Source organism: Mesorhizobium sp. M0778 (assembly GCF_040320105.1).
In the GTDB taxonomy this organism is placed as follows: domain Bacteria; phylum Pseudomonadota; class Alphaproteobacteria; order Rhizobiales; family Rhizobiaceae; genus Mesorhizobium.
In genome coordinates this window covers 1-13,024 of the sequence record NZ_JAMYPA010000031.1, presented here as the reverse complement: position 1 = coordinate 13,024, position 13,024 = coordinate 1, and the positions used below count along the sequence as shown (strand labels likewise).

At 63.3% G+C, this 13,024-nt stretch carries 14 protein-coding genes; 12 read left to right on the top strand and 2 right to left on the bottom strand.

Going from position 1 to position 13,024, the window contains the following annotated elements; all coding sequences use genetic code 11:
* Positions 1 to 3: 3 nt before the first annotated feature.
* The 9 genes from NKI22_RS28715 to dhaK all read left to right on the top strand — a co-directional run bounded on the left by NKI22_RS28715 (position 4) and on the right by dhaK (position 8,271).
* Positions 4 to 1,116, top strand: a complete 1,113-nt coding sequence (locus NKI22_RS28715; protein ID WP_352483981.1) for an ABC transporter ATP-binding protein — start codon at positions 4 to 6, stop codon at positions 1,114 to 1,116.
* Positions 1,109 to 2,122 carry an ABC transporter ATP-binding protein gene (locus NKI22_RS28710; protein ID WP_352817060.1) on the top strand — a complete coding sequence of 338 codons (1,014 nt, stop codon included), beginning with the start codon at positions 1,109 to 1,111 and terminating at the stop codon, positions 2,120 to 2,122. The genes NKI22_RS28715 and NKI22_RS28710 overlap by 8 nt, the downstream gene beginning before the upstream one ends.
* Before the next feature lie 67 nt (positions 2,123 to 2,189).
* Positions 2,190 to 3,833 (top strand): dihydroxyacetone kinase subunit DhaK, encoded by a 1,644-nt coding sequence (locus tag NKI22_RS28705; RefSeq protein ID WP_352495751.1) that lies wholly within the window; start codon positions 2,190 to 2,192, stop codon positions 3,831 to 3,833.
* Positions 3,834 to 3,914: 81 nt separating this feature from the next.
* Positions 3,915 to 4,517, top strand: coding sequence for a dihydroxyacetone kinase subunit DhaL (gene dhaL / locus NKI22_RS28700; RefSeq protein WP_352938443.1), 603 nt, complete (start codon positions 3,915 to 3,917; stop codon positions 4,515 to 4,517).
* Positions 4,514 to 4,903, top strand: coding sequence for a dihydroxyacetone kinase phosphoryl donor subunit DhaM (gene dhaM, locus NKI22_RS28695; RefSeq protein ID WP_172220312.1), 390 nt, complete (start codon positions 4,514 to 4,516; stop codon positions 4,901 to 4,903). The genes dhaL and dhaM overlap by 4 nt, the downstream gene beginning before the upstream one ends.
* A 22-nt stretch (positions 4,904 to 4,925) precedes the next feature.
* Positions 4,926 to 5,228: an HPr family phosphocarrier protein gene (locus NKI22_RS28690; RefSeq protein ID WP_023717966.1), complete on the top strand. Its 303-nt coding sequence runs from the start codon at positions 4,926 to 4,928 to the stop codon at positions 5,226 to 5,228.
* Entirely contained in the window at positions 5,212 to 6,828 is a 1,617-nt protein-coding gene (gene ptsP / locus NKI22_RS28685) for a phosphoenolpyruvate--protein phosphotransferase (protein WP_352817057.1), read from the top strand. The genes NKI22_RS28690 and ptsP overlap by 17 nt, the downstream gene beginning before the upstream one ends.
* A gap of 7 nt (positions 6,829 to 6,835) precedes the next feature.
* Positions 6,836 to 7,258, top strand: a complete 423-nt coding sequence (locus NKI22_RS28680; RefSeq protein WP_023717968.1) for a hypothetical protein — start codon at positions 6,836 to 6,838, stop codon at positions 7,256 to 7,258.
* A 26-nt stretch (positions 7,259 to 7,284) separates the two neighbouring features.
* A complete protein-coding gene (gene dhaK / locus NKI22_RS28675; RefSeq protein ID WP_352483976.1) occupies positions 7,285 to 8,271 on the top strand; it encodes a dihydroxyacetone kinase subunit DhaK in 987 nt (328 codons plus the stop codon).
* Positions 8,272 to 8,553: 282 nt separating this feature from the next.
* On the opposite strand, the gene NKI22_RS28670 is transcribed toward dhaK, so the two are convergent.
* Positions 8,554 to 9,351 (bottom strand): DUF2259 domain-containing protein, encoded by a 798-nt coding sequence (locus NKI22_RS28670; RefSeq protein WP_023717971.1) that lies wholly within the window; start codon positions 9,349 to 9,351, stop codon positions 8,554 to 8,556.
* Between the two features lie 171 nt (positions 9,352 to 9,522).
* Between NKI22_RS28670 and NKI22_RS28665 the strand changes: the two genes are divergently transcribed.
* Together NKI22_RS28665 and NKI22_RS28660 are read left to right on the top strand one after the other, a co-directional pair.
* Positions 9,523 to 11,430, top strand: a complete 1,908-nt coding sequence (locus NKI22_RS28665) for a propionyl-CoA synthetase (protein WP_352817051.1) — start codon at positions 9,523 to 9,525, stop codon at positions 11,428 to 11,430.
* A gap of 128 nt (positions 11,431 to 11,558) precedes the next feature.
* Positions 11,559 to 12,323, top strand: a complete 765-nt coding sequence (locus NKI22_RS28660) for a metallophosphoesterase family protein (protein ID WP_352495745.1) — start codon at positions 11,559 to 11,561, stop codon at positions 12,321 to 12,323.
* Positions 12,324 to 12,426: 103 nt separating this feature from the next.
* Here the strand turns inward: NKI22_RS28660 and NKI22_RS28655 are convergent, their stop codons facing one another.
* Complete coding sequence (locus NKI22_RS28655) at positions 12,427 to 12,594, bottom strand: Thivi_2564 family membrane protein (protein WP_352817048.1); 168 nt, start codon at positions 12,592 to 12,594, stop codon at positions 12,427 to 12,429.
* Between the two features lie 111 nt (positions 12,595 to 12,705).
* Here NKI22_RS28655 and NKI22_RS28650 point away from each other — a divergent pair, with 111 nt between their 5' ends.
* On the top strand, positions 12,706 to 12,963 hold the full coding sequence (locus NKI22_RS28650; RefSeq protein ID WP_352959324.1) for a hypothetical protein: 258 nt from the start codon (positions 12,706 to 12,708) through the stop codon (positions 12,961 to 12,963).
* Positions 12,964 to 13,024: the final 61 nt, after the last annotated feature.

Below are 13,024 nucleotides of genomic sequence, written 5' to 3'. Positions count from 1 at the left end.
ACGATGGCCGAGATCAGGGTCGAACATCTGAGAAAGGCATTCGGCGATTTCGTCGCCGTGAAGGATTCCAACTTCGTCGTCGAGGACGGCGAATTCTTCGTCATGCTAGGGCCGTCGGGCTGCGGCAAGACGACGACGCTTCGTATGATCGCCGGGCTCGAACTGCCGACCGGCGGCAAGATCCTGCTTGGCGGCGAGGACGTCACCATGCGGCGTGCCCGCGAGCGCGACATCGCCTTCGTATTCCAGCTGTTCGCGCTCTATCCGCACATGAATGTGAGGAAGAACATCGGCTTTCCGTTGCTGGCGCAAGGCATGCCAGGCGCTGAAATCCGGGCCAGGGTGGAAGAGACGGCGAAGCTTTTGCGGATCGACCATCTGCTCAACAAATCCGTCTCCGGGCTTGCCGGCGGCGACCGCCAGCGCGTAGCGCTCGGCCGCGCCATCGTGCGGCGGCCAAAGTGTTTCCTGATGGACGAGCCGCTCGGCACGCTCGACACCGAATTCCGCGACCTGATGGTCCATGAGCTGCGCGAACTGCACAACCGCATCCACGCGACCACCGTCTATGTCACGCATGACCAGATGGAAGCGATGTCGATGGCCGACAAGATCGCGGTGATGAACCATGGCGTCATCGAGCAGTTCGGCACGCCGCGCGAAATCTACGACCGGCCGGCAACGATGTTCGTCGCCGACTTCATCGGCTCGCCGCCGATGAATTTCCTCGGCTTCGGCGGCGGCCTTTCAAAGGGCGCCAGGGAAATTGTTGTGCAAGGCGCGAAGGTGGCCGTGCCGGAGGTGCGGGAGGATATTGCGCCGGCCGAGATGGCGCTTGGCATCCGGCCGGAGCACATCCGTTTCGATGACGCTTCGAAGCTGCGCGGCGCCATTTATGGCACCGAATATCTCGGCACCACGCAGATTGTGGCAGTGGAGACGGCAGACGGCATCATCAAGGCCAGGGTACCGGCCGAAATCCGGCTCAATCCGGGCGATCATGTCGGCCTGGCGCTGAGCAGCGCGCGGCTGTCGCTGTTCGCAAAAGGATCCGGCCGTGCGGTGCGCACCGAAATCCATGACTCGGCTTCGCAGGGGAGAGCGCATCGTGGCTGACGTTCACATCAAGGGGGTGACCAAGGCCTTCGGCGAGCAAATCGCCATCGACAATCTCGACCTGCATATAGCCGACGGGGAATTCGTCGTGCTGCTCGGGCCGACCGGCGCCGGCAAGACGACGACGCTCAGGCTGATCGCCGGGCTGGAGCGGCCGGAAGCGGGCTCGATCCATATTGCCGGCCACGACACGACGACGCTGTCGCCGGCCGAGCGCGACACCGCTTTCGTCTTCCAGCAATATTCGCTCTATCCGCATCTGTCGGTCTACGACAACCTCGCCTTTCCACTGCGCTCGCCGGCGCGGAAAATGCCGGAGGACCAGATCCGCCGCCGCGTCGAGGAAGTGGCCAAGATGGTACGCATCCACCACAAGCTGAATAATCGCTCGATCAAACTGTCGGGCGGCGAGATGCAGCGCGTCGCCATCGGCCGCGCCTTGGTGCGCAAGCCGTCGATCTACCTGATGGACGAGCCGCTGTCGTCGCTCGACGCCAAACTGCGCGCCGATCTCAGGCTCGAGCTGAAGCGCATCCAGGCCGAACTCGGCGCCACAATGCTCTACGTCACCCACGACCAGATCGAAGCGATGACCATGGCCGACCGCATCGGCATTCTCGCCGACGGCGTGCTGGTGCAGATCGGTTCGCCGCGCACGATCTATTCTGAGCCGGCAAACCTTCACGTCGCGGCAAGGCTCGGCCAACCGGCAATCAATTTGTTGCCGGTCGGCTTGCTGCCGGATGGCGGCGCGCCGGCGGGAACCAAGACGATCGGTGCGCGTACCGAACATCTTTCGATCGAGAAGGCGGCGAACGGCCATGCCGACGGCGTCGTCGACTGGATCGAGCATCTCGGCGACCAGAACCACCTGCATGTGACGGTCGGGGGCAGGAAACTGGTGACGCTGACCGACCCCGACACCGACCTGGCGCAGGGCGACAGGATCATGATCCGCTATCGCTCGCCGCTGTATTTCGGCGCCGATGGGCGACGGCTGATGTGAGCGCTGCGCGAGTGTTTTCCTGGCACCTTTCAACCGGCAATTTCGGGCACCGGACTGGACCAATTCGATGAAGCATTTTTTCAATCGCAGGGATACGATCGTAACTGAGGCACTGGACGGCTTTCTCGGCACGACCGGCGCCGGCGATCTCGCTCGCCTCGACGGCTATCCCGAAATCAAGGTCGTCCTCCGTGCGGACTGGGATAAGAGCAAGGTCAGCATCATCTCCGGCGGCGGGGCCGGGCACGAACCCGCGCATGCCGGCTTCGTCGGCGTGGGCATGCTGACGGCGGCAGTATCAGGCGAGATCTTTGCTTCGCCGAGCGTGGAAGCAGTATTGGCCGCCATCCGCGCGGTAACCGGTCCCGCCGGGTGCCTGCTGATCGTCAAGAACTACACCGGTGATCGCCTCAACTTCGGCTTGGCAGCCGAGAAGGCGCGCGCCGAAGGCTTCCGCGTCGAGATGGTGATCGTCGCCGACGACATTGCCCTGCCGGATATTGCCCAGCCGCGTGGCGTTGCCGGCACCTTGTTCGTGCACAAGATCGCCGGCCACCTGTCGGAAGCCGGCAACGATCTGGCGACGGTTGCCGCTACGGCGCGGGCCGCGGCGGTGGACATCGTTTCACTCGGCATATCGCTGTCGTCCTGCTCGATCCCCGGCCAGAGCCATGACGAAAGATTTGGCGCCGACGACGCCGAACTCGGCCTCGGCATCCATGGCGAACCGGGCGTTGAGCGGATTGCGGTGCAAAGTGCCGAAAGGCTGGTTGCGATCATGTCGGAGCGCCTTGCCGCGCGGCTCGATCCCGCCAGTGACTACGCCTTGCTGATCAACAATCTCGGTTCGGTGCCGCCGCTGGAAATGTTGCTTGTCACCAATGCGGTGTTGGCTTCACCGCTGGCACGAAAGGTGACGCTGACGATCGGGCCCGGGCAGCTTATGACGGCGCTCAACATGAACGGCTTTTCCCTGTCGCTGATCCGGCTCGATGCGCCTCGCGAAGTAGCCTTGCGGGCGCCGGTCGGCCCTCACGCCTGGCTGCCGGCAAGAGCCGTTCGCCCAGTGAGCGTCGTGCCGGTGGCCAAAGCCACCGGCCCGAACAGCGCGTCAAAAGCCAGCCAGGATGCACGCACCGAGCAGTTGGTTGTCGCGGTCTGCGAACGGCTGATCTCGCTTGAAGGCGCGTTGAACGGACTGGATGCCAAGGCGGGAGACGGCGACACCGGATCGACTGTGGCGGCCGGTGCGCGGAGCGTGCTTAGCCGCCTTGAGACACTGCCGCTCGCCGACCCTGCCGCAACGCTCGCCACCGTCGGCGACATACTGAGTACCAGCATGGGCGGCTCCAGTGGCGTGCTGCTGTCGATCTTCTTAACCGCCGCCGCGCAGGCGTCGAAATCTGGCGAAACGCTTCCCAAGGCGCTTCTCGTCGGCCTGGATCGGATGTCCTTCCATGGCGGAGCGAGGGTCGGCGATCGCACGATGATCGATGCCCTGGAACCCGCCTTGAGGGCGTTGGATAGCGGCAGTCTGGAGGACGCGGCGGTCGCGGCGCGACGCGGCGCCGAGGCCACCGCGGCCATGCGCAAGGCCAAGGCCGGGCGGTCCGCCTATATTGGCAGCCAGCTCGACGGCGTGGTCGACCCCGGCGCCTTTGCCATCGCCGAGGTCTTCACTGCCCTCGCTGCGTTGCTCGAACCCGCTTGACTGGGGAAAAGAATGCTTCAATTGCCGGATATGCAATTTTCTCGTACTGCCGGCAGCGCGGAGGCCAGGAGCATGGGTGATATGGCGGCAGCGGATCTTTCCAGGCTGATCGAGGCGGCGGCAAACACCATCGCCGCCCATGCCGAAGAGCTGACCAGGCTCGACCAGGCGATCGGCGACGGCGACCATGGACTCAACATGAAACGCGGCTTCGAGGCAGTGCGGGCCGAGGCCGGCGCGTTCACGGCAAAGCCATTGCCCGAGGCGCTGAAGGCGATCGGCACCAAGCTGGTGATGACGGTCGGCGGAGCCTCCGGTCCCCTGTTCGGCACGCTGTTCATGGCGCTCGGCAAGGAGATTTCCGCCGCGCCGGGTCGCGCCGATCTGGCAGCGGCCTTCGGCAAGGCAATCGAAGCGGTAGCCGCCAGAGGCAAGTCGCAGGCCGGGCAAAAGACCATGCTCGACGTACTGCAGCCGGTGCATGAAGCGCTGGTGCAGGGAAAGACAGCAGGGGAAATCGTCGACATCGCCGACAATGCAGCCGACGCGACCGTGCCGATGAAGGCGTTGCGTGGGCGCGCCTCCTTCCTTGGCGACCGTTCGATCGGTCATATGGATGCCGGCGCACGCTCGACCGCGCTTCTGGTGCGGGCCGTCGCCGAAGCAATCGAGGCGCGCGCATGAGCAATGTCGGCATCGTCATCGTATCGCATTCGCCGCTGGTCGCCGAAGGCACCGCAGACATGGTGCGGCAGATGGTCGGCGACGAAGTGCCGCTTGCATGGTGCGGCGGAAACGGCCATGGCGGGCTGGGAACCAATGTCGAGGCGATCATGGGCGCCATCGACAAGGCGTGGTCGGAGGCGGGTGTCGCGATCCTCGTCGATCTCGGCGGTGCCGAGACCAATAGCGAGATGGCGGTAGAGATGATCGGCGAACCACGCGCCCAGAAGATCATCGTCTGCAATGCGCCGATCGTCGAAGGCGCGGTGATGGCGGCGACCGAGGCTTCCGGCGGCGCCTCGCTCAAGGAAGTGGTGGCGACGGCGCACGAACTGTCGCCGTCGTGAGTGAACGGGAACTTTGACAAGCATGTCCGCAGCAGCCGAAGCCAGCGTCCTGATCACCCATGAGGTGGGACTGCATGCGCGTCCTTCGGTGAAGTTCACCAAGCTTGCCAAGACGTTTTCGGCCGACGTCGAGATTGCGCTCGCCGCCAACGGGCCATGGTTCGACGCCAAGAGCATCGTCAAGGTGATGGCTGCGAAAGCGCCGAAAGGCACTGTCCTGCATATCAGGGCCAGAGGCGACGGCGCCGGCGAGGCCGTCGGGGCACTGGTCGAGCTGGTGCGGCGCGATTTCGACGAAGGCAAGGACCATGCCCGAACCGCTTAGGCTGCAGGGCATTTCGGCATCGGCCGGCTATGCCGAGGGGCCGCTGTTCGACCTCGACCAGGCTGCTGTGCGTTATGTCCGCAAGGCGACTGCCGCGGACGAGAAAGCGGCGCTTGAGGCCGCCATCTCCATTGCCGCAGGCCGGCTCGCGATATTGATCGAAACCAGCGACAGCGAGGCGGCCGGGATCCTCGAATTCCAGCTCGCCATGCTGGAGGACGACGCGCTGACCGGCCCGGCTTTTTCGCACATCGCCGAGGGCATGGCTGCTGATGTGGCTTGGCGAACAGCGCTCGACGCCGAGATCGCCGGCTACGAAACATCCGAGCAGGACTATTTCCGGGCGCGCGCGGCCGATATGCGCGATATACGCGACCAGGTGCTACGCGCGCTGACCGGGGGCGGCGACATTGCCGCGCCGGCGGGTGCGATCTTGTATGGCGAGGATATCGCACCGACGCGCTTCCTCGAGACCGACTGGAGTGCCGGCGGCGGCATCGCGCTTAAGGCCGGAAGCGCCGCAAGTCATGTCGCAATGCTGGCACGCTCGCGCGGCGTGCCCATGGTGGTGGGGCTTGGGCTCGTGGGGCGTGGGGTAGCCGGGCCTGGTGCTTCGCCGGCTCACCTTGCCGGAATCGCACTGCTCGATGCCGAACATGGCGGCATCGTGTTGGGGCCTTCGAAAGCGGAGATCGACGCGTTCCGGCGATCGTCGTCGTCTTTCGCGGCGCATCGCGGCAAAGCGGCAGCCTATCTGACAAGGCCGGCGGCAACGAAGACCGGCATAGCGATCGGGGTGCAGGTGAATATCGCCGTTCCGTCCGATGTAGACAGCATCGATGTCGCGACGTGCGACGGTGTCGGGCTGATGCGGACCGAATTCCTGTTCGGCAAGACGCTGCCGGACGAGGAGACGCAATATCACGCCTACCGCAAAGTGCTGGAATGGGCCAGCGACAGGCCGGTAACAATCCGTACCGTCGATGCCGGCGGCGATAAGCCTGTGCCGGGCCTGACCGTCGAGGAAGGTAATCCATTCCTTGGCCTGCGCGGGATCAGGCTGTCGCTGGCGCGCCCAGAGGTCTTTCGCGTGCAGATCCGCGCCTTGCTCCGCGCCGCCATGCACGGCAATCTGAAGGTGATGTTCCCGATGATCGCCGTTCCGGAAGAGTATGAACGCGCCACCGCGCTGTTCGCTGAGGAGCAGGCTGACCTTTTGGCGCGCGGCATCGCGCAAAAAATGCCGCCACTTGGCATCATGGTCGAGGTGCCTTCGGTGGCGATTGCGCCGGAGGCATTCGCCAGGGCCGCCTTCTTCTCGATCGGCTCGAACGATTTGACCCAATACGTGATGGCCGCCGCTCGCGATAACATTTCGGTCGCACATCTGAATTCCGTCAGGCACCCGGCCGTACTCCGGCTGATCGCGTCGGTTGCCGCCTTCGGGCGCGAGCATAATATCCCGGTCAGCCTGTGTGGCGATGCCGGCGGCGACCCCGCCTCGATCCCGGCGCTGCTCGAAGCCGGCCTGCGTGACCTCTCCGTCGCTCCCGCCCAACTCGCGATGGCCAAGGCGGCCATCGCGGACGTTTGGATCTAGGCCCGGCATGTCAGACAAGGCGTCGCAATCCGGCCCCGAAGAGGCGATCCGCGCCTACAAGACGATCCTGTCGCAGGTGATCGATCAGCGCCCGTCCGGCATGCGCCAGCGCCTCGCCGACGCGCTGGGCAAGCATCGCAGCTTCGTCACGCAGATTTCCAGCCCGGCCTATTCGACGCCGATCCCGTCGAAGCATTTGCCGGCTATCTTCTCCGTCTGCCATTTCAGCCCGGCCGAACGCGATCATTTCCTCGAAGCCTACCATCGGGCGCATCCGGGAAAGATGTCGCTGGCTGCAGGCATGCGCAAGACACGCCATGTCTCGCTGATCGTTCCCGATTTCGGCGACGACAAGCAGAACGCGGCGCTCGACCGGGCGGTCAATGATTTCATCCAGAAGATCACCAGCATCGCCGGCAAGGGCAGCTGACGCTGGGCTATTTCGGGAGGACAGCCATGAAGAAATTTCTGAATTCCGTCGACACGGTGCTGACCGAGAGCCTCGACGGCTTCGTTGCCGCGCATGCCGATATCCTGGCGCTTGGCGAGGAGCACAAATTTGTCCGCCGCAAGGTGCTCAAGCCGGGCAAGGTGGCGTTGATCTCCGGCGGCGGCTCGGGTCACGAACCGCTGCATGGCGGGTTCGTCGGGCACGGCATGCTGGATGCCGCCTGCCCCGGCCAGGTGTTCACCTCGCCGACGCCGGACCAGATGATGGCGGCGGCTGAAGCCGTCAATACGGGCGCCGGCTGCCTGTTCATCGTCAAGAACTACGAGGGCGACGTAATGAATTTCGACATGGCCGCTGAAATGTCGGAAGGCGTGATGCAAATCGTGACCAATGACGACGTCGCGGTCGAAAACTCGTCCTACACCACCGGCCGGCGCGGCGTCGCCGGTACGCTGGTGGTCGAGAAAATCGTCGGCGCGGCGGCCGAACAAGGCATGCCACTGGAGTCTTTGAAGGCGCTGGGCGAGCGCGTCAACGGCGCAACGCGCTCGATGGGCGTGGCGCTGACCAGTTGCACCGTGCCGGCGGCGGGCAAGCCGACCTTCGACATCGGCGACGGCGAGATGGAGTTCGGGGTCGGCATCCATGGCGAGCCCGGAAGGCGGCGCGACACGTTGAAGAGCGCCGACGCTATCGTCGAGGAGATCTGTACCGCGATCCTCGGCGATCTGGGCGACGGCGCCAAAGGCCGGGCGCTGCTCTTCGTCAACGGCTTTGGCGGCACGCCGCTGATGGAGCTTTATCTGATGTACAACAGCGCCCGCAAAACCTTCGAGAAGCACGGCGTGACGGTGACCCGGTCGCTGGTTGGGTCCTATGTGACTTCGCTCGACATGGCCGGCTGCTCGATCACGCTGAGCATGTTCGACGCCGAGACGGCAGTGTTTTGGGATGCGCCTGTGCACACCGCCGCGCTGCGCTGGGGCATGTAGCGGCGGAGAATGCCCCAGAAATAGTCGGTGATAAGACCGACAGCAGCAGCGTGGTGCATCGCCAGACTGTTGTCCTCCTCACCCTAGGTAAGATAAGGGACTCAGCGGGCTTGCGGAGTTGGGGCATGCGTTACAATTGGGATCGGGCGCCGACAGGTTTCGAGCGTCATGGGAAAATGCTGGCAGCCGCCTTGCTGATCGCCGGCGGGGTTGGCCTCATGCTCGCTGCGCTGCCGCTTTAGGAATCAACTCGAGTAGCAGATTATTTCTCAGCGGGTTGTCTCAACGCGCCTGCCCTGTCACGGCTATGAAACGGCGGTCACGCCCTTCAAATCCCTGGCTGAAACGCTGCACGAGTACGACAAGCACGCCTGCTTTGCGGTCGGGGGTGAATGCGTAAGATTCCGACAGGCTGTAAGAAGTCGGGCAATTCCTCGAACCCGGCACCGCCCTGTCCTCATGCAGCAGCTTGATCGGCTTGCCGTCCTGACCCTGCAGCGTCAGGCGAAAGCCGAGCGCCTTGCCGGTCGTTTCGCCTTGCTGCGTCCTGTCGAAACTCGATGAACAATCCGCCGTGCTGTCGGCAAGGATCTGGTCGAGCTGAATGGTCGAGATGCCAAGCTCGTCATAAGTCGGCCAAAGCCATTTCTGCGAAACCTGCTCGAGGCGCGCAATGTCGTTGTAGGCGACCATGTCGTCGGGAAAAGTGAATTTGTCGAAGCCCGTCCGCTCGCCGCGCAGTGCGATGGCATATTTGGCCAGCAAGGGCGCTGCCAGCTCGGCGGCCTGTGCCCTTGCCTGCGCAAGTGTCAACGTAGAATCCTCCGTCTCGTCGACGATGAGGATCGGCTTGCCGCCGACGAATTGATCGGTGCGGGTGTCGATGATTTCGATCTCCGACCAGCCCGAATCCGAAGCACCGGCATCGAGCGTGCCGTACTGCTCGAAGGCGAAATAGTTGCCGTCGGGCGAAAAGCCGATGATGCGCCGTGCCGCCGCATCGCCGGCCTGAGCAGCTGAAGCGAGTGCGAACGCCAGCGTCGCAACGACGGCAAATCCAAGCTCGTATCGCAGTTTCATCGCGCCCTGCCCCCAATGTCGAAAATTCGGCCGTATCAGCCCCGCAGGCCACGACGACCCTGCATTTGCGGCCGAATTAGACCGACGGCAAACGAAAAGCACAAATACATGGTTACAGAAAGCAGCATACGCTATTTCAAGAACAGCAAACATTCCTGGGGAGGAAGCTGGATGGCGTCACGCTACCACGAGGTCTATGATGGCTGGAAACGCGACCCGGAAAAATTCTGGGCCGATGCCGCCGGCGCAATCGACTGGTTCTCGCCCTTCGAGACCGTGTTCGATGCCAATGCCGGCGTCTATGGCCGGTGGTTCAATGGTGCCTCGTGCAACACCTGCTTCAATGCCGTCGATCGTCATGTGGCGGACGGCCGCGCCGACCAAATAGCGCTTATTCATGACAGCGCGATTTCGGGCACAATCAAGAAATTCACCTATGCCGAGTTGAAGCGCGAGGTGGTTGCACTGACCTCGGTACTCAAGAATCGCGGCATCCAAAAAGGCGATCGCGTCATCATCTACATGCCGATGGTGCCGGAAGCAGCCTTCGCCATGCTTGCCTGCGCGCGGATCGGCGCCGTGCATTCAGTGGTCTTCGGCGGTTTTGCCTCACATGAGCTCGCCACGCGCATCGACGATGCCAAGCCGAAGCTGATCATCTCGGCGTCCTGCGGCCTGGAGCCCGCGCGTGTCGTTGCCTATAAGCCGCTGCTCGACAAGGCGATCGAGATGTCGCGGCACAAGCCCGAAGCCTGCCTCATCCTGCAGCGCGACCAATTGCGCTGCGAGCTCAGGGAAAACTACGACATCGACTATGCCGACGCTGTGGCGCGGGAGCGGGCCGCGGGTGCCAATGTCGACTGCGTTCCGGTGCTTGCCACCGATCCGCTCTACATCATCTACACGTCCGGCACGACCGGCCAGCCAAAGGGCATCGTGCGCGACAATGGCGGCCACATGGTCGCGTTGAAATGGTCGATGGAAAACGAGTTCGGTGTGAAACCCGGCGAAGTGTTCTGGGCGGCTTCGGACGTCGGCTGGGTGGTCGGCCATTCCTACATCGTCTACGGCCCGCTGCTGCATGGCTGCACGACGGTGCTGTTCGAAGGCAAGCCGGTCGGCACGCCCGATGCCGGCACCTATTGGCGTGTGATCGCCGAGCATGGCGTGGTCGCACTTTTCACCGCGCCAACCGCCTTCCGCGCCATCAAGGGACAGGACCCGAGGGGCGAGTTCGTCCCGAAACACGATCTGTCCCGGTTCCGCACGCTGTTCCTTGCCGGCGAGCGCGCCGATGCGGAAACCATCAAATGGGCCGAGCAGAAATTGAACGTGCCGGTGATCGACCACTGGTGGCAGACCGAGACCGGTTCGCCGATGACCATCAATCCCGCCGGACTGGGCCTGCTGCCTGTCAAATACGGCTCGCCCGGCATGCCGATGCCCGGCTACGACATTCGCGTGCTCGACGATGCCGGGCATGCGGTCAAGCGCGGCACACTGGGCAACGTTGTGGTCAAACTGCCATTACCGCCCGGCTGTCTGCCGACGCTGTGGAATGCCGACGAGCGGTTTCGCCAAGCCTATCTCGAGGAGTTCCCCGGCTTCTACAAAACGGCGGATGCCGGCATGATGGACGAGGACGGCTATCTCTATGTCATGGCCCGCACCGACGACATCATCAACGTCGCCGGCCACCGGCTGTCGACCGGCGCCATGGAGGAGGTGTTGGCCGCGCATCCCGACGTTGCCGAATGCGCCGTCGTCGGCATCGCCGATGCGATGAAAGGCCAGGTTCCGCTCGGCTTCGTCGTGCTGAATGCCGGCGTCGACCGCGACGCGGGCATCATCGAAAACGAGGTGGTCGCGCTGGTGCGCGAACGGATCGGCCCGGTCGCCGCCTTCAAGACGGTGGTGACGATCAAGCGCCTGCCGAAGACGCGCTCCGGCAAGATCCTGCGCGGCACCATGCAGAAGATCGCCGACAAGGAGGCATGGGCCATGCCGGCAACGATCGACGACCCGGCCATCCTCGACGAGATCACCGCCGCGCTGAACGGCCGTGGCATCGGCGTGTAGGAGGCCGAAGCCGAGTTGCGTCCGAAGCTCCGGTATGGAACGACCGGCGCCAGACATGGTATCCAGGCGCTGCGTCTTCATGTTGTTTCGGAATCGAGACGCCCCCACAACCATGCGAGACGCCATTCGTGACCCTGTTCCAACGATCGAGAAAGCCCCCGACGGCGGCGCGCCAGCGGCTCGAGATGGATCTGCAGGACACGGTCGTCTATGCGATCGGCGACGTGCATGGCTGCTATAAGGAGCTTCGCTCCCTGGAGCAGAACATCCTGGTCGATTCTGCGTCTTTCGAAATGCGCAAGCTCATCATCATGCTCGGCGACTACGTCGATCGTGGCCCCCAGTCGGCGCGCGTGCTCGATCATCTGCTGGCGCCGCCACTCCAAGGCTTCCAGCGCATCTGCCTTGCCGGCAACCACGAAGTCGTGATGCTGAACTACCTCGACGGGATCATTTCGAGAGAGTCGTGGCTGGCGATAGGTGGCCTGCAAACGCTGTTTTCCTACGGCGTTGATCCGTCGCGCATGGCCGATCTCTACGGTTCAAGCGAGGAGGTCGACCGGCGCATTCGGGAGATCATTCCAGCCGGCCATGTCAGCTTCATGCGTGCGCTGCCGGTCATGGTCTATTCGGCCAAATTCGTGTTCGTACACGCCGGCATCAGGCCCGGCATCGAGCTGGCCGCGCAAGACGAGGACGACCTGCTCAACATCCGCTCGGAGTTCTTCGAAGCCGCGCATCTTCTCGAACGTTATGTCGTGCACGGGCATACGCCGGTCGACATTCCGAAGCTCGAGGGACGCCGGCTTGGCATAGACACCGGCGCCTTCCAAACCGGCCAGCTGGCCGCCCTCAGGATCGTCGACAACCGCGCGAGGCTGATATTTTCCTAGAGCGGGAAGGTCTCAAGCCGCCTGCTCATGAGTGGGTGTAAAGCGCTGGGTTTGTCTTGCTCGCTCGGACGCCAGCAGCGTCGCATATCCCAACCGTGATGGCTTAAAACACTGCGAGGTACTTCAGCAGCGAAATGATGCCAATAATGATCACGACAATCTGGGCAATCTGACGAGTGCGACCATCAAGCGGCAACCGATTGACCAGATACAGCACCAGAATTATGACAAGGAAAGTGACCAGAATGCTGATCAACGGAGTGCCGGCCATTGTCCCTCACTGTATGAAACGTAGAAAAAGCCAGCACACCCGCGTCGAGTGAAGATTGCCCATGCTTGTTCGAGCCGTAGCACAATTTGCGCCCGTGAGTATTTCGCCGGGATGACAACTGGCGAAGTGCGCCTGCGCCAGCGCGTGGACGCGCTGTTGCTACAGGCCGAATGGAACTGGTTTACACGCGGCGCTCGGCAACTCATGTGGCATTGGAGCCCTAATTTTGGCTGGGCGATGGACAGCCCGATCAGGGGTTGGAACGAATGCCTGCTCACTTTCGTGCTGGCGGCGGGATCGGCGCGCCACCCTATTGATCCGGGAATCCAGTTGTGTGCGTCAAGTTCTGCAAAAATGGCGTGGCAGTAGCTGTGACGTCGGCGTGTCCGCCGCGCAGCCCCCGTGTTTAGCGGAGCGGCGGACACACGGC

Bases quoted from the DNA above. Each gene is read 5' to 3' on its own strand.
- dhaL (WP_352938443.1), top strand. From the start codon at position 3,915: ATGGCGGCAGCGGATCTTTCCAGGCTGATCGAGGCGGCGGCAAACACC.
- NKI22_RS28705 (WP_352495751.1), top strand. From the start codon at position 2,190: ATGAAGCATTTTTTCAATCGCAGGGATACGATCGTAACTGAGGCACTG.
- dhaM (WP_172220312.1), top strand. From the start codon at position 4,514: ATGAGCAATGTCGGCATCGTCATCGTATCGCATTCGCCGCTGGTCGCC.
- ptsP (WP_352817057.1), top strand. From the start codon at position 5,212: ATGCCCGAACCGCTTAGGCTGCAGGGCATTTCGGCATCGGCCGGCTAT.
- NKI22_RS28715 (WP_352483981.1), top strand. From the start codon at position 4: ATGGCCGAGATCAGGGTCGAACATCTGAGAAAGGCATTCGGCGATTTC.
- NKI22_RS28670 (WP_023717971.1), bottom strand. From the start codon at position 9,351: ATGAAACTGCGATACGAGCTTGGATTTGCCGTCGTTGCGACGCTGGCG.
- dhaK (WP_352483976.1), top strand. From the start codon at position 7,285: ATGAAGAAATTTCTGAATTCCGTCGACACGGTGCTGACCGAGAGCCTC.
- NKI22_RS28650 (WP_352959324.1), top strand. From the start codon at position 12,706: ATGACAACTGGCGAAGTGCGCCTGCGCCAGCGCGTGGACGCGCTGTTG.
- NKI22_RS28690 (WP_023717966.1), top strand. From the start codon at position 4,926: ATGTCCGCAGCAGCCGAAGCCAGCGTCCTGATCACCCATGAGGTGGGA.
- NKI22_RS28655 (WP_352817048.1), bottom strand. From the start codon at position 12,594: ATGGCCGGCACTCCGTTGATCAGCATTCTGGTCACTTTCCTTGTCATA.
- NKI22_RS28665 (WP_352817051.1), top strand. From the start codon at position 9,523: ATGGCGTCACGCTACCACGAGGTCTATGATGGCTGGAAACGCGACCCG.
- NKI22_RS28680 (WP_023717968.1), top strand. From the start codon at position 6,836: ATGTCAGACAAGGCGTCGCAATCCGGCCCCGAAGAGGCGATCCGCGCC.